Source organism: Flavobacterium lotistagni, assembly GCF_011392125.1.
GTDB classification, from domain to species: domain Bacteria; phylum Bacteroidota; class Bacteroidia; order Flavobacteriales; family Flavobacteriaceae; genus Flavobacterium; species Flavobacterium lotistagni.
On sequence record NZ_JAAJBU010000017.1, the window covers coordinates 1 to 15,328 of the forward strand.

15 protein-coding genes are annotated in these 15,328 nt (G+C 34.1%); 1 reads left to right on the forward strand and 14 read right to left on the reverse strand.

The genetic code is table 11. The annotated features are described in order from the left end of the window. Positions 1-257 precede the first annotated feature (257 nt). The 10 genes from G4D82_RS13905 to G4D82_RS13950 all read right to left on the reverse strand — a co-directional run bounded on the left by G4D82_RS13905 (position 258) and on the right by G4D82_RS13950 (position 11,393). Positions 258-929 (reverse strand): carboxypeptidase-like regulatory domain-containing protein, encoded by a 672-nt coding sequence (locus G4D82_RS13905; protein WP_166337905.1) that lies wholly within the window; start codon positions 927-929, stop codon positions 258-260. 166 nt (positions 930-1,095) lie between these two features. After that, positions 1,096-2,613: an ATP-dependent nuclease gene (locus G4D82_RS13910; RefSeq protein ID WP_166337906.1), complete on the reverse strand. Its 1,518-nt coding sequence runs from the start codon at positions 2,611-2,613 to the stop codon at positions 1,096-1,098. Positions 2,614-3,323: 710 nt separating this feature from the next. Beyond that, on the reverse strand, positions 3,324-3,854 hold the full coding sequence (locus tag G4D82_RS13915; RefSeq protein ID WP_166337907.1) for a hypothetical protein: 531 nt from the start codon (positions 3,852-3,854) through the stop codon (positions 3,324-3,326). Then, positions 3,851-4,219: an STAS-like domain-containing protein gene (locus G4D82_RS13920; RefSeq protein ID WP_166337908.1), complete on the reverse strand. Its 369-nt coding sequence runs from the start codon at positions 4,217-4,219 to the stop codon at positions 3,851-3,853. Before G4D82_RS13920 ends, G4D82_RS13915 begins: the two co-directional genes overlap by 4 nt. Continuing rightward, the gene (locus G4D82_RS13925) at positions 4,194-5,267 is read right to left on the reverse strand and encodes a hypothetical protein (protein ID WP_166337909.1); all 1,074 of its coding nucleotides are present in this window, start codon (positions 5,265-5,267) and stop codon (positions 4,194-4,196) included. Before G4D82_RS13925 ends, G4D82_RS13920 begins: the two co-directional genes overlap by 26 nt. A gap of 1,046 nt (positions 5,268-6,313) precedes the next feature. Next, positions 6,314-7,273 carry a P63C domain-containing protein gene (locus tag G4D82_RS13930; RefSeq protein ID WP_207788180.1) on the reverse strand — a complete coding sequence of 320 codons (960 nt, stop codon included), beginning with the start codon at positions 7,271-7,273 and terminating at the stop codon, positions 6,314-6,316. Beyond that, the gene (locus tag G4D82_RS13935; RefSeq protein ID WP_166337910.1) at positions 7,273-8,175 is read right to left on the reverse strand and encodes an IS1595 family transposase; all 903 of its coding nucleotides are present in this window, start codon (positions 8,173-8,175) and stop codon (positions 7,273-7,275) included. The genes G4D82_RS13930 and G4D82_RS13935 overlap by 1 nt, the downstream gene beginning before the upstream one ends. A 179-nt stretch (positions 8,176-8,354) precedes the next feature. Continuing rightward, a complete protein-coding gene (locus G4D82_RS13940; protein WP_166337911.1) occupies positions 8,355-9,566 on the reverse strand; it encodes a dioxygenase family protein in 1,212 nt (403 codons plus the stop codon). Positions 9,567-9,741: 175 nt separating this feature from the next. Continuing rightward, entirely contained in the window at positions 9,742-10,551 is an 810-nt protein-coding gene (locus tag G4D82_RS13945) for a hypothetical protein (RefSeq protein WP_235924364.1), read from the reverse strand. A gap of 179 nt (positions 10,552-10,730) precedes the next feature. Beyond that, on the reverse strand, positions 10,731-11,393 hold the full coding sequence (locus tag G4D82_RS13950) for an energy transducer TonB (RefSeq protein WP_166337912.1): 663 nt from the start codon (positions 11,391-11,393) through the stop codon (positions 10,731-10,733). A 214-nt stretch (positions 11,394-11,607) separates the two neighbouring features. Here G4D82_RS13950 and G4D82_RS13955 point away from each other — a divergent pair, with 214 nt between their 5' ends. Then, complete coding sequence (locus G4D82_RS13955) at positions 11,608-11,793, forward strand: hypothetical protein (protein ID WP_166337913.1); 186 nt, start codon at positions 11,608-11,610, stop codon at positions 11,791-11,793. On the opposite strand, the gene G4D82_RS13960 is transcribed toward G4D82_RS13955, so the two are convergent. The 4 genes from G4D82_RS13960 to G4D82_RS13975 form a co-directional block, all read right to left on the reverse strand. After that, a complete protein-coding gene (locus G4D82_RS13960; RefSeq protein ID WP_166337914.1) occupies positions 11,764-12,348 on the reverse strand; it encodes a Fic family protein in 585 nt (194 codons plus the stop codon). The two genes, G4D82_RS13955 and G4D82_RS13960, sit on opposite strands and share 30 nt — an antisense overlap. A 202-nt stretch (positions 12,349-12,550) precedes the next feature. Continuing rightward, positions 12,551-12,904 (reverse strand): hypothetical protein, encoded by a 354-nt coding sequence (locus G4D82_RS13965; protein WP_166337915.1) that lies wholly within the window; start codon positions 12,902-12,904, stop codon positions 12,551-12,553. A 178-nt stretch (positions 12,905-13,082) separates the two neighbouring features. After that, positions 13,083-13,772, reverse strand: a complete 690-nt coding sequence (locus G4D82_RS13970; protein WP_166337916.1) for an acyloxyacyl hydrolase — start codon at positions 13,770-13,772, stop codon at positions 13,083-13,085. 227 nt (positions 13,773-13,999) lie between these two features. Further along, positions 14,000-14,611 carry a hypothetical protein gene (locus G4D82_RS13975; RefSeq protein ID WP_166337917.1) on the reverse strand — a complete coding sequence of 204 codons (612 nt, stop codon included), beginning with the start codon at positions 14,609-14,611 and terminating at the stop codon, positions 14,000-14,002. Positions 14,612-15,328: the final 717 nt, after the last annotated feature.

Sequence of the window (15,328 nt, forward strand, 5' to 3'; positions counted from 1 at the left end):
TTCCAGTTTCGTTCGCGTTCAGCTTTGCAACTTCAATTTTCAAGTTTCGTTTACATCAAACTATGCAGTTCCAATTTTACAATTTAAGCTTAAATGTTCCGGTTTTCTAAACTGACTGTTAACGGTTTGCGGCCTTGTATAGTGGCGGATTTGCGAACCGAGTTTTCTCCACTAAAGGTAAAAAGTTCGACGTGAAAATCAAGCTTCCGGCCAAGAAAAACCAGCCATTATACAAGACCGCGGTTAGTGGCAGGCTATTATCTAAATAAGTTACTTATTCGTCTAAAAATATTTTTCTTTTTAACTATTACAACTTCTCCAGTCAAACCTTCACCTTCTGGTAATGTAATATATAATTCCTTTTGAATTTTAAATACCTGTTTTTCAACTTCTTTCATACCAATAAATTGAAATCTCAAAAAGACTTTTTCTTCAAAATCCTCGATAGGAATTTTAATAACAAACTTTCCATCAAAATCTGCCTGAACACTGTTTGAAGTATTTTTTTGGATGATGTTTGCTCCAGGAAGCGGCCCAGTTTTATCTGCAACTATTCCGCTTATTTCTATATAGTTATTTTGCGGAATTATTTTTTCGATTGAATCTTTTTCAACGATTTCAATATTAGGTTTTGGGATTTGAGAGAAAATAGGTGATGTTAAGAATAAAGATGAAAAACCAAAAAAAATAGCAAGTTTTTGAATTCTATTTGAATTTGAAAAATTTAATTCAGTATTAATTTGTGAAGGCAAAAATCGGCCACAAATATTTTGTTCCTTATTTATTCTTTTGGCAAGTTCATAATTTGAAAAATGCGTAAAATCTATAACTTCTTTTTTGCAATTAGAACAAAACATTCCTCTTTCTGTTGGAGTCATTTGACTCCAATTTTCATTGCAAGGTTTAGGTATTTCAATTCTATATTTCATTTTTATTTATTCCTGTGTTTTTAGCTTGCCACTAACGGTTGCTAGCTACGCGACGGCGCTGAATTAGCGAACCGAGTATTCTCCGCTAAGATAGAATTTCTTCGTGAAAACTAGTCGTGAAATTAGGAAAAACCAGCGGTGCTCGCGTAGGTAGGGTTAGGTGCAGTTAAAGAGATTTCGAAATAGTTTTCAATTTTTGTATCACATCTTTTGCAGATGTCTTAAACTCTTCTTTCGCAATTTTTTCATTTTCTTCAATCCATTTTTTTACCTCTTCTAAAAGTTGTTTCTTGCCCATTCGCTTCTTTTGCTTGTCTTTTTCCGATTTAATATTTTGAACTTGTTCTTGAAACCTCTCAGGATAATAATTTTCAAAATCATGTTCCGAAAATTGTTGAAAATTTTCTTTGTTCCATCCGGAATTGCCATAAACTTCTTGAAGATTATTCAATATTAATTTTTCGTTTTCACCGCCATCAATAATAACCCAAACTTTATTTTTATATAATGGTTGCAAGTGTAGAAAAACAAATAATTTATTAAAATCATCGAACTTAGGGATTACTTGGGATAAGCTATTTGCAGAATATGTGCGTAATTTGTTTATTAAACTTGGGCAATACCATTTTATAAACCATTCTCTAATAAGTACTTCGGCTGAAGATTCTTCTAAAAATAGCCATCCAGCCCATAATCCAAAGTCGTGAAATTCATAACCCAAACTTTCTAGCACTTTTTTTCTTTCTTCATAATCGTTTGGGATTTCTTGCAAAGACGAAATAAAAAGATTGGGTCTAGTTTCGTCTTTTAATTCGGATGTAATATTAAAAACTTTTGTGCCTTCCACGCCACCTAAATTTTTCATTACAATATTTGAATGTGTAGAGATAAAAAATTGATTATTTGCAGACTTTTCGACTATAAAATCTAAAAGGCTTTTCAGTGCATTAGGATGGATGTCATTTTCAAGCTCCTCAATTAGAAAAATTTTATTTTCAGCAACACATAAATCTGTTATTAATCCAATGATATTTGTAACTCCTTCGCCCATTGATGTTAAAGGGATGTGCTCTTGATTATGGACAAAGTACACAGCTTTTTTTCCTTTTGAACTTGCTAAGGTTGAAATTTCAAAACCAAGTATGTTTTTACAGGCTTGTATATATTGGGAGTTAGCTGGCTGAAATTGTGGAGTAACTAAACGATCAATTTTTGAATATAGATTTGTAAAATTACCCAGTACTGAATTTGTATGTTCTTCATTTATTTGATCTTGAAACTCAACCGCTTTTCTTTTTGATAAATATGGATAAATTAAATTATTCGGCTCTTTCTGTGGCATGTATGCGAAATTGGCAGCTTGGTTAATTTTATTTCTTATTTGCCAGCTGTTTGTGCCAGGACTAAATCTCAGATTATTGTATAATAAATTTGGCGACGTAGGTGTTGGAATTTTTGGATGATTTCCTGTAATAAACAAATCTATTTGACCGCTATTTTCACCAATTGTAATATCATTTTTAGTGATTGTGTTTTGACGTTGAAGATTGAAAATAACATTTAAAATTGTTGATTTTCCTGAGTTATTGGCTCCAATGAAAACATTTATTTTTTCAGAAAATGCGGTTTTTTCAAGGTGTTTGAAACCTCGAATATTTCTTAACTCTATTTCGGTTATTTTCATAATGTACTTTAATACTGTATGTTGTTCTGGGATTAATTGCACCTAACGGTTTCTTGCTACGCGACTACGCGGAAAAAGCGAACCGAGTTTTCTCCACTAAGATAGAAAGTTCAACGTGAAAACCAAGCGTGAAGTTAAGATAAACCAGCGTTGCTCGCGTAGCAAGTGTTAACGGGCGGTTTTCTTATTTATTCCAACTTTCAAGTTCCAATTTTCAGGTTTCGTTTGCGTTTAGCTTTGCAACTTCAATTTTAACGTTCCAATTTTCAGGTTTCGCTTGCGTTTAGTTTTGCAATTCCAACATTCCAGTTTCGCTTGCGTTTCGCATTTCTAATCCAACTTTCTAGTTTCGTTTGCGTTTAACTTTGCAACTTCAATTTTCACGTTCCAACTTTCAGGTTTCGCTTGCGTTTAGTTTTACAATTCCAACTTTCCAGTTTCGTTCGCGTTCAGCTTTGCAACTTCAATTTTCAAACTCCAATTTTCAAGTTTCGTTTGTATCAAACTATGCAGTTCCAACTCTACAATTTAAGCTTCAATGTTCCGGTTTTCCAAACTGACCGTTAACGGTTTGCGGCCTTGTATAGTGGCGGATTTGCGAACCGAGTTTTCTCCACTAAGGTAAAAAGTTCTACGTGAAAATCAAGTTTCCCGGCTTAGAAAAACCAGCCATTATACAAGACCGCGGTTAGGTGCAGTTTTAACTTGAGTTACTTATTTAATACAAAAATTAAATCTCCATTTGCGTCAAGTAGTTTAGCATATTCGATATATAATTGTGATAAGGAACTGTTGCTGAGTTTTACCTTTCCATTAGTAACAGTTGTATTGAATTCTTGGGAATTTGTTATAAGTGTTTGAATTGAACGGTTGTGAGATTGAAGATTAACATTAGTTTTAAATCGTTTTTGATTGCTTGAATCTATAAAAGTGAAACTAATCGAAAAACTTTTGAATTTATTATTTATTTCTCTTCGATTAAAGTCACCTTTGATAATTTGATCAATGAAGATTTTATAGTCATTCAAAATCTGATCACATAAAGAAATATGATATGATTTTAATGATCGATGGATTAAAAATTTGTTTTGTAGATAATAGGCAATAACTAGAGGCATTGCAATATCTACAGTTATTGAAATAATCGAAAGAGTGTCAGAAAGTTCAATATTGAAATAACTTCTTATTATGATGTATATCAGATAAAAAAGTAATAAAAGTAAAAGAAAAATTATTTTCATTTTGTCTCTTTTCTAGGCTTACCTGCAATCTTCTTCGCATTCCACAAGTCCAGCATTTCTCCAAGAATGATTTCTATCCAATCTGGTTCTTGTGTTGAGATAATTTTTAAATGTGGTCGTATTTTGTCAAAATCAAAATCATAAACTAAGTTGCCAAATGCTTCATCTAGAAAGGATGACGCATATCCTGCGGTATTATCTAAATCTACAACAAGAACTTTGTTTTCAGACAAGGCTTTCGCAAAGTTTGGCTTTATTACTTCGTAATAATATTGCTCTCCAGAATCAACATCTTGTTCGATATACCGAACATCTGGGTATTCTGTGAAGTCTGTAACTTTAATTAAAATTTCTTGCATTTTCATTAAATAATTTTAAATCTAATTCCCAATAATAGAATGTTCCACTAAACTCTCCGTTCAGTTTTACATCATCTCTTGTTTGAAGGTTCAAATATACGTTGTTTGTGATACAAATTAAATTATTAACAGATCTATTAACAGCTTTATTTTGAATAATTGGCAATCCTCTATTGCGATTTATTTGAGTTTTAAATCTTGAATTGTATTTTTTATCAAATAAATTTTTTAACATAGTCCCATTAGAAAGATCTAAACGTTTGAATAACTCCTTTACTCTTCTATCCAGACGAATGTCAAGTTGTTTTAAAATTCCAAAGCCATTATCGGTAAAAGTAAAGTATAATTTATTCTCTTCCTCTTTATAATTGATACCAAAAACCCAGTGCTTTTTATCTTTTTCGTATGCATGTTCGATTGAATTTGCATTCATTTCCATAACAAGCGTGTATATTGCCCTATAATGTTGTGGAATTCCTGTTAGAGCGCCCATTGCAGATTTAATATTCTCTCCAATTAATTTTCCTTTTCCTTTCGTGCTTGGATACCCAATTAACAATAGGTTTTGATTCTTTTTTTTATTTGTTTCTATCCTATTACTGAGACGTTTCGAAAGATTCGAAATATTCCTAAAAAAGCCACTTTCGGCCAAAAAATCGTAAGCATCTTTGTTTTTAGGAACCGAGCCGGAAACATTCTTATCATTGAGACTTAGTTCTTCTACAGAAGATAACAATAACGAAAGTGCTCCAATATCTATCGTTTTAACGTCATCGAGGTTTATTTTTACTTCCAATATATCATCTCTATATTTGAACGACTTCAAAATTTCAACGAATGAGATTACATCTTGGGGTTCTTTAAGTAATTCAAAATTATCTTTAGGCTTAATTGTCTCAGAGTGCCTTTCTCTCCCGATATATTCTCTGTAATATTCTTTGAAATTATTGTGAGGTAGTATTCGGCGAATTCGTTCTTTATTTCTCCTTTCTCTCTCCGCTCGACTAATTCTGTTATAGAGTTTGCTTTTTATGGGCTTATTTCTATTTTTCAAATTTAACTGGTATTATTGATTTTGGCGTGGCTACTAAATTACGTAAAGTCAAATCTATGAATATTAACTCGATGTATAAATTTTCAACAAAATTGCACCTAACGGTTTGCGGCCTTGTATAGTGGCGGATTTGCGAACCGAGTTTTCTCCACTAAGGTAAAAAGGGTAACTATATATCACTTTGCAGTAACGACTAACTTTTTATCTCGATGCTAAAACACATCATTTTTTTAAGCCGTTGATTCAGTTTTGACCGATACGAAATTCAATCAGTCGGGGATTGCTGTTTATACTGTTTTACCCTTACGTTTACAGTTCGTCGGGGAGTATTGAAGTAAAACACTAAAAGCGATGAAAATTTGGCAACGGTGCGCCTGACGGTATGTTCGCTTTCAAAATAAATTAATATTATAATGTTATAAAAATAATTTTAAATAAAACAAATATATGAGATAAATATACATTAATTTTATTATAAGAAAAAAGGAGCCCCTGAAAGCTCCTAATTCCCCGCTTGCTCAGCGCCTACCTAACATCCTATATTATAGGATGTCAAATACCGGAACCCATAAAGGAAAAGGTCTCCCTTTCTTGGCATATCTTCTAACTCCGTTGATCAGAACAGAGTATCTGAAGATTAATTTATACCAAATTCCGTTCTCAAGTTTTAAGTGAGAATCCATTTGCACAAAATGTACGCGGGCTGGTTTATTATAAGCCGATAGCCCCGCCCATCTAGGACTATTCAGCCACTATCAGAATGAACTGATAATTAAAACCCCCCAGTCAGGACTGAGGGGTTTGTACTTTAGCATTGAGCATTGTTTTGTTACTCTTAAATAATGGGGAATAACTTTTTTTACTTTCTGTATTTGTCATAGGTTGGCAAAAAGTGTCTGATCACACTTTACTTCCTTGCTCAATTTGCTATTTTTTTTGTACAAATGGTTTAAAACTTGAAATACAAAGATATGTAATAAAAATTAAGAACAATTCTAAATTAGTATCGGTTCAACAGAGTAAATACAGGTATCTTATTTAGAACGCTATTTTTCTTTTGTTGGATTTGGGTCGAAATTTAAACCTTGCTGTAAGTTTTTATTAAACCCTGACAATTTCGGCAAAGGCTCAGGCTCGTCTTTGAAGTCAAATTGTAGTTGGGCACTCTTATTATATTTTTTCTGAAACATTTTCTCAAAGTCTGCTTTTGTTTCAGACATTTCCATCAATAAAGTTACCTCAATAATTTGCTTTTTTAAATGTTCGCGCCCAACCTCTTGTGTAAGATTTTGATGCCATTTATATTTCCAATTTCCTTTTGCAGTTTTACCTGTTTTTTCTCGTATTTTGTCCAATACGCCCGCTGGTAACTGCTCATAAATATATTTGGTTGTAATGTTCCCAATAAATGATGGTTTGTTTTTTATGTATTTTGGGATAAATGGAAGCCCCCAAAGCCTGTATACTTGCTTATAAAAATCGTCTGTAAAAGTTAACTGCCATTTTAATATTTCATCTGATATGTACGCATTTAAAATCTTCTGTAGTTCAAAACGCTCTCTGTCGTATTGATAACCTGTCGCTTCATCTACCAAAGCCGTAATACCAAGTTTCGCTAATGACCTTACAAGTATTTCGGCTTTCTGTGCCGTTTCCATTTGTGAGGGTAATTTTATCGCTTTCGCTTCCCGAGCCCTTAAATATAAATCTGAAACTAAAGGCAATATAGTGGCATCATATCCCTCTTGTTTTTTATTGTTTACACCGATATATTCAATTTTATTGATCACTGCCATTAACTCCTCTGAAATAAAGGGCTGGAGGTTCTGAGCATCCATAAAAACAGGCATATTGATCAAACGTGCATTTCCTCGCACAGGACGGTCTAAAGCCTTGAAAACAGCGGATTGTGTTATAACTCTTGTTCCGTCTTCTAAAACGGCTACTTCTAGGTCAGCACCGCCAATATTTAATGTACCCTCGTGTGTAGCTTTTAATTTTTCCATTATCCAATCAACATTTTATAAGTTAATCTATTTTCTATATTTCCAAGCATCAAATCAAATCTTTGGTTTGATGTAATATTACGGCTATTGTATCTAAAAACAAACTCGTCAACGTAAAGTTGTAAGTGCTTTTTAGATGTGAAGTGGTAGATTCCGAAAATACCACGTTTCAATAATGACCAGAAGCCCTCGATTGTGTTTGTGTGGATGCGACCATTAACGTATTGGTGCGCGTTGTGTTTTACTACGCTGTGATCGTAAATTCTACGCAATTTATTGTAGCCTAACCACTCGTCAGAATAGATAGTCGCGCCAGAATTAACCGCTGCTAAAATTTCGTTAGTCAACGTTTTAACGGTTCTGTCGTCAACTTGCTTTGCGTTTACTTTCCCACCGCGCTCAACCATACCAACTACAATAGCTTTATCGCCTGCGTGTGGGTTTACTGATTTCTTGTTAGCGTGTTTGTTGGTTTCTTTACCACCTACAAAAGTTTCGTCAACTTCAACCTCGTTATCTAATTGGTTGTCGTTTTCGATACCGAAACATTGACGGATTCTTTGAAGCATGAACCAAGCCGATTTTTGAGTTATATCAATGTCGCGACCTAGTTGTAATGAAGAAATACCTTTTTTGTGAGAAGTTGCAATCCAGATAGCTAAAAACCATTTAATCAAAGGCAATTTAGTATTGTCAAAGATTGTGTTTGTTTTTACGTTGAAGTTTTTACCAGTATTTTTGCACTGATAACCGTTTTTAGTTTTGTAAACTTTTGATGTAGCATCGAAAGGGCTTACAACGTTTCCGTTCCATCTAATCAATTCCAAATGCTCGATGCATGATTGCTCGGTTGGGAAAGCTTGGATAAGGTCTAAAACTGATTTTACTTCTTTATTAAACATGTTTTCTATCTTTTTGCTGACACAAAGATAGAAGTTAATTGCAGTAAAACAAATTATTTTTCAATTATTTTCTGCAAAGTTGTATATAGTTACCGTAAAAAGTTCTACGTGAAAACCAAGCGTCCGGCTAGGGAAAACCAGCCATTATACAAGACCGCGGTTATGTGCATCCCTTTTGTTCATTCGTGTTTTGGTTCGTTCAAATCAAAATAATTTCCCTTTGTTTGGTCAAGTATTTCGGCAATGAGTTTAAAGTTTTGTTCGGTTGGTTTTAGGTTTATGTACTTGTCAACTATTTTTCTGTGTCTGTAAAATATAATTGTATTTTCCACACTTGAATTAATGTTGTTAAGGTTTGCTTCACTTTCCGTGTCTGTGAATGAAGGAACAAAAGTTAATGCAATTTTTTGAAGATTTAATTCCGTTCCAATTTTCTCTAATTCTGTTTGTCGTTTCTGTTTGTTGTAATTTTTTGAATTTCCGTAAACAAAATATGTTTTAAGATATTTTTCTCTTGATAAGCTTTCATTGTCTAACTGTCTAAGCCATTTTTTGATGTCTTCCCAATTTGGATTGTCGCCAACAAAATATACGATTCCGTGATAACGTCCATATTTACAAACAGGGCAAGTTCTTGTTCCTTTATCTGGTCCAAAGGCGTGGAATGGAATAAATGAAGGTTGATCTTCACCAATATTTAATCCTGATTGCAATTCATCTTTTTTTGAGTTTGGATAATTAGGGATGTTTAAACCTAGAATAATGTCGTGTTCTGCGATTTGTAAATCGTTTTTTAGTAGAACTCTTAAAATTCCATTGCCACCACGATTTTCAAGTGCTTTTCTTTTTTCGCCTGTCAAGAGTTTATCATCATCAAAAACGAATTCGTCGATGTAATATTCGTTGTCAATGTTTGGCTCTTTGATTGAAGTATGGATGTGCGCAGGAATTGTATCATTTGGATAGGGTACAGGTCTGATAGTGTAAATCGAATATTTGCCATTTTCATCGGTCTTGACCCAACCACGAATGTGTCCGTGTCGTTTTGCTTTTTCGTCCATTCCTTGCTTGGGTGAGTACAAGCCATTGTTGTCTGTCTGCCAATAGTAAACGATTACATTTGAGGCAGGTGTTTTTCCATCAAGTTTAAAAACCTTTCCTGTTAATAACAATTTCTGCCCTTTTTCTGCCCAACCTGCGCTCGTGTCGACAGAATTTATATTTGTTGGCATACCAACATACATTAATTCACAACCATCACAACCACCGCCTACAAGTTCTCTTGTTCCGGTTTTTGATGTTTGTACAGCGTTAGAATTTGTCTGTCCGTTGCAACTTGTCAAAAAGTTGAATAAAATTACAAGAAGTACTATGTATAATATTCTGTTCATTTTATTGATAGTGTCTGTTAGGGTTGCACATAACGGTTCGCCGCCACGCGACGTTGCGGAAAAGCGAACCGAGTATTCTCCGCTAAGATAGAATTTCTTCGTGAAAAATAGAGTAGAGGCTAAGAAAAACCAGCAATGATCGCGTGGCGGCTGTTATGTGTAGCCCTTCTCTCTGTCATTTGAGTTGAATGTGAATGTGGTCGTCATGTCTAACTGCTTGGCAACCGTGAAACCTGATTTTGTCAGAAATTAAATTTAAGCGTGTTTTTAAATGTGGCTCAATAAATATTTTATCAATGGTAGGCTGTGTCGCAAAAAGATTTACTAACTCTCTTGTCTTGTCGCTATCAAATGTAAAGTCCCTTTTGCTGTCCTGCGAAATAACTTTAGTCAAGAAACTATACTGCCAATATCCCTTGTAAGCACAAAAGTCAGCGGTGTTTTTTTCGTCTGGTCGTGGCTCTTCACAAATACCGTAACCAATAAATGATGGACATTCATTTGTCGGTTCGCCTGTCTTGGTGTCACGGTAGCAAAATGAAAGGTCAAGTTTTTTACCGTCATTGTGGCTAAGATGAGGAATAAGAGGAAACTTGTCAATGAAAGGAAAGTTTGCATCCAAATAGTTTGTAGTTGTCCCTGGGAATTTGTCGTTCATTTTGGTTGCAACTTCAAATGCGGTTTGCTTTAACTCAGGTCTAACGTAATTGCGATTGAGAAAACAAGTCAAAATGTTTAACGGTTGCAGATAATTTGTCTCTGTCAACGGAAGTGGCACACGTCCAAATGGCTTTGCAATTACTGGAACTATTAAAAAAGTTGTCAAGCAATAAAGTGTCAGAAAGGAAGTAAACCGATAAGTCGCTTTTAAATACTTGTTGTTTGTCCACTTGTCGGTCAATTTATGTGTCAAAATTGAAAGTAGGTAAACAAGGCCACCCACCTGTGTCAAAACTGTCAGCAGGCAGAAAAGTATGATTGTCAAAGTAACTTTTAGTAGTCTCACGGTCGGTCTTTAGGGTTACACATAACGGTTTGCGTGCATGGTTCGTGGCGGTTTGACGGCCGAGTTTTGTCCACTAGCACAAAACGAAAATAGGAAAAATAAACGTTCAATTACCACAAAACCAGCCATGAATTTTGCACGCGGTTGGCGGGTGTTTTTTATTTTATGTTGATTGGAATTGAATATGAAGAATTCACAAATCTACAACGTTGGTAAGCTGGTTGACATCGCGGAATGATACTGATTACTCTAATTGCTTCATCATTTAGTTTATCATTTGTCGAACTTAGGATTTCTGCTTGGCTAGCAAATCCTTTCTGATCTATTCGGAATTTGACTACTACTTTTCCTTTATTTCCATTGCTATTAAAATTATTACCAATAAACTCGTAAAGTTTTTCATTCCCACCATAGAATTTTGACATAACTTCACCAGCGCCAAAAACATAATATTTTTGTATTTCTTTGTCGATTGGTTTTCCGTTTTCGCCAATAAGATATGTTATATTATCTTTATCTGTATAAAAACTGCAGACTGTCGTTTTCGAATCCTTATATATTTCTAATTTGTTAATATCATGATTATATGATGCAATTAACTTCGAATCTTTATAAAAGTTTGTATTTGAAATATATTCCCCATTTTTGAATTCGCAAGTAATTAAAACTTTATTTTCTTCATCAAACAATTTCCAAGTTCCAGTTTGGTTATTGTTTTCATCAAGTGCATTTATTTTTTCTCCGTTATATTCAACTACATTTTGTGAGAATGAAGTAATTGTAATAAGTAAAGCAAAAACTAATAATAATCCTTTTTTCATTTTCAGTCTTGTTAATTTCAGGTTTTCGGCAAAATAGCCGCCAACGGTTTCTTGCTACGCGACTACGCGGAATAAGCGAACCGAGTTTTCTCCACTAAGATAGAAAGTTCAACGTGAAAACCAAGCGTGAAGCTAAGATAAACCAGCGTTGCTCGCGTAGCAAGTGTTGGCGGTTGTGCATTTTCTACAATTATTTTTATACATTTGTCCGGTTATGAAATTCTACGAGAAATATCCACAACTAAAAGAGAAAGGCTTTTTATCAAAAGTTCTTACTGAAACTGTGTTTTCTACTATGTCGCTTGAAGATCAACAAGTTCCTAAAAGCAAGATTGTAAAAATCATCAATGGTATTTTGGAAGAAAAAGAATCAAAAGGAAATCAGTTCTTCACCAATTAATTGCGTTAGCATTTCATAATTCCCATTATCAGCTTCTTTCATTGCTCCAATGTAGTGTTTTCGGCTTTCGCCTTCTCGGAAATATAATTCCAAAGGCTGATAACCAAATTTCATAGCAACAATATTCATCAAAATCCTTCCAGTTCTACCGTTTCCGTTATTGAATGGATGAATTCTGATAAATTCGTAGTGAGCATAAACTAAACATTCTATATGTTCGCTACGATTTTTGGCGATTGAAATTTTAAAATTGAGATTATCAATAAACTGATACATTGCTTGAAGAACTAGCGTTGGTTTTGGCGGAATAAGTTGTCCAACAGTAACTTCTGTAATTCTCCATTTTCCAGCCCAATCATAGAGTTTTCCGAAAGCAATTTTGTGGATTTCGAGAATCAAACTAGTCGATATTAATATTTCAGTATCGAGTTCAAAAATGAAAAGTTCAGCATTTGCTATTCCGGTTGCTTCAACTTCATTGATTTGATTTTTGTCGGTTAAGCCGAGCAAATTATCGTCCGGAAATGGTGTCCAGTTTGTTTGATTATCTTTCATTTTCCAAAGATAATATTTTTCCGGTTCCAATTTTTCAGGCTGTCGAGCTGCATTACCGCCAACGGTTGCTAGCTACGCGACGGCGCGGAATTAGCGAACCGAGTATTCTCCGCTAAGATAGAATTTCTTCGTGAAAACCAGACATGAAATTAGGAAAAACCAGCGGTGCTCGCGTAGGTAGGGTTATGAGTTGTTTTTCTTTTTAGAATTCGGTATAAAATGCTTCTTCTCCGATTTCCATTTTTCTAATTTGTTGGCTTTCTTGAGGATTGAGAAAAGATGAGTTTTTCACAAAGTAAATTGTAACTTCTTTATTTAGAATCTCATTTTGTAATTGATCTAATGTAAATTTATTTTCCAATGCTCTATTGATATAAAATGAACTTTCATTTCCAGCCAACTTAAATACAGCATCATTAACGCCACCTTCATTTATTTGAGTAACTACACCAGAAACTTTTTGACAAGATTTTTCAGAAACACCATTTGGTTTCAAGGCGAAGAATGTAAGCAGCAATATCAAAATAAGACTTCCAATTGCAATTACTTTTTTCATCGTGATTTGTTTAGTATTACGTTCATTAAAATAACTCATAACGGTTTCTGGCTAGATTTCGTGGCGGTTTGACAACCGAGTTTTCTCCACTAGCACAAAACGAAAATAGGAAAATAAAACGAACAATTTACCGGAATATTAGCCATGGAATTTAGCCAGTGTTACCGGCTGGCATTATTTATAGATCATGAGTTAAGCCTATAAAAAATCCATTACTGTCATGCGATGGATTGCGCTCTTCTCCTTTAGCATTTCCATTAGATATGTGTATATGTCTAATTCCAAACATAATTGCTGATGATTTAGAAATGTTAATATCTGAACCAATTCCATATTTTGTTATTCCATTTAGTTTTAATCCTAATCGACCGTCTTGGTCTGTAGGTTTTGGAAACTCTTTCAATGTATATATTAGTCCACCACCTGATTCAAAATAAAGCCTCCATTTTTCTTTATTAATTGGATAAAATCTAGCAAACGGTCTCAATGCAAATCCGTAAGTTGAGTTAAACTTGTCATTTGCTAAAACAAGATCAAATTCAACTCCGACTGACATGAACTTTCTAAGCTGATAGTTAATCCCTGTATTGTTTTGAGGCAAAAAAGTATTTGGATATTTGTATCCCCAAGATAGGCCGGTTTCATTGTATACAGAAATTTTTTGTTTCAACTGAGGATTTTTCTTTGTGACCAATAAGCAAGTACCAACTGCTACTGCAGGAACTATGAAACCCATTGAAGTGTGAAGTTTTAATGGTTCAAAACCCAGAGGATTATTGTACCATTTATCACCATATGAGAATTGAGCTTGTGATTGATTTGAAATCATTGTCATTATTACTAATGTCAATAATATTTTCTTTTTCATTTTTAATTTAGCTTTTTCGAAAGCAAACTTAAATTTTTTTCCCGAACAAAAGCGTTGAATATTCAGTATGCGGATTGCTTGCCGGTAACGGTTTGCCGCCACGCGACGTTGCGGAAAAGCGAACCGAGTATTCTCCGCTAATATAGAATTTCTACGTGAAAAATGGAGTAGAGGCTAAGAAAAAACCAGCAATGATCGCGTGGCGGCTGTTATGCGTTCGCCATTTTTTATTCATTGAAAATATCCTCAATTATACTTACAAATTTTCTGTTGTCTTTTGAGATATGTTTGTAGTTGTCTTTTCCAACAAAAAAACTTGAAGGTGTCCAACCGTATGTTAAAGGAGTTTTCAAATTGTCCAAGTAATATTGTCCTGAAACTTCATAGTCAAGTATAGCAAGTTGAAAAGGATAGATTTTATACAATTCTTTCAAGGTTTTCGCAAAAAACATTTTCAACTGTTCTGGAACTTTTGGATTTTCTGTCCACGTTTGATATTCGGCGCCAAATACCTTTTCTATTGCAGTGGCGTAAAAACAAATGTCAAACCAATTAAATCCAGTTTCTATTGGTTCTTCTTCCCGAATATTGTATGTCATAAATGGAATTGCATAATTTTCAAGTTGTAAAACTCCAATATGTTGAATATTTGCAATGTCAACTGGAATTGGATTATTATTTACGTCAAAAGGTCCAATAACATTTTCTAATGACCAAATAAATTCGGTGTAATGTCTAATTGGTTCGTTATCTATGCTATGACAAACTTGAATAGCAAGTTCGTAAAAACCACCTGTTCTTATTTCTTTATCAAGAAGTATGTCGCTACTTTTTGTCATCTATTGTCGGTTGTTGCGTTTTTTATGGTGACGCATAACGGTTTCTGGCTAGATTTCGTGGCGGTTTGATAACCGAGTTCTCTCCACTAGCACAGAACGAAAATAGGAAAATAAAACGAACAATTTACCGAAAAATAGCCATGGAATTTAGCCAGTGTTAACGGGCGGTTTTCTTATTTATTCCAATTTTCAAGTTCCAATTTTCAGGTTTAGTTTGCGTTTAGTTTTTGCTATTTCAACTTTCAAGTTTCACTTGCGTTTCGCTTTTCTATTTTAACTTTCCAGTTTTGTTTGCGTTTAGCTTTGCAAACTCAATTTTCAAATTCCAATTTTCAGGTTTCGTTTGCGTTTAGTTTTGCAATTCCAATTTTCACATTCCAATTTTCACATTCCAATTTTCAGATTTCGTTTCCGTTTAGCTTTACAACTTCAATTTTCAAACTCCAATTTTCAAGTTTCGTTTGTAACAAACTATGCAGTTCCAACAGTACAATTTAAGCTTCAATGTTCCGGTTTTCCAAACTGACCGTTAACGGTTTCTGGCTAGATTTCGTGGCGGTTTGACAACCGAGTTTTCTCCACTAGCACAGAACGAAAATAGGAAAATAAAACGAACAATTTACCGGAAAATTAGCCATGGAATTTAGCCAGTGTTACCAAGCGGTTTTCTTATTTATTCCAATTTTCACGTTCCAACTTTCAAGTTTAGTTTGCGTT

Coding starts and splice junctions, on each gene's coding strand:
- G4D82_RS13920 (WP_166337908.1), bottom strand. CDS start 4,219: ATGAAAATGCAAGAAATTTTAATTAAAGTTACAGACTTCACAGAATAC.
- G4D82_RS13910 (WP_166337906.1), bottom strand. CDS start 2,613: ATGAAAATAACCGAAATAGAGTTAAGAAATATTCGAGGTTTCAAACAC.
- G4D82_RS13905 (WP_166337905.1), bottom strand. CDS start 929: ATGAAATATAGAATTGAAATACCTAAACCTTGCAATGAAAATTGGAGT.
- G4D82_RS13935 (WP_166337910.1), bottom strand. CDS start 8,175: ATGTTTAATAAAGAAGTAAAATCAGTTTTAGACCTTATCCAAGCTTTC.
- G4D82_RS13960 (WP_166337914.1), bottom strand. CDS start 12,348: ATGAAAGATAATCAAACAAACTGGACACCATTTCCGGACGATAATTTG.
- G4D82_RS13965 (WP_166337915.1), bottom strand. CDS start 12,904: ATGAAAAAAGTAATTGCAATTGGAAGTCTTATTTTGATATTGCTGCTT.
- G4D82_RS13930 (WP_207788180.1), bottom strand. CDS start 7,273: ATGGAAAAATTAAAAGCTACACACGAGGGTACATTAAATATTGGCGGT.
- G4D82_RS13950 (WP_166337912.1), bottom strand. CDS start 11,393: ATGAAAAAAGGATTATTATTAGTTTTTGCTTTACTTATTACAATTACT.
- G4D82_RS13975 (WP_166337917.1), bottom strand. CDS start 14,611: ATGACAAAAAGTAGCGACATACTTCTTGATAAAGAAATAAGAACAGGT.
- G4D82_RS13955 (WP_166337913.1), top strand. CDS start 11,608: ATGAAATTCTACGAGAAATATCCACAACTAAAAGAGAAAGGCTTTTTA.
- G4D82_RS13915 (WP_166337907.1), bottom strand. CDS start 3,854: ATGAAAATAATTTTTCTTTTACTTTTATTACTTTTTTATCTGATATAC.
- G4D82_RS13940 (WP_166337911.1), bottom strand. CDS start 9,566: ATGAACAGAATATTATACATAGTACTTCTTGTAATTTTATTCAACTTT.
- G4D82_RS13970 (WP_166337916.1), bottom strand. CDS start 13,772: ATGAAAAAGAAAATATTATTGACATTAGTAATAATGACAATGATTTCA.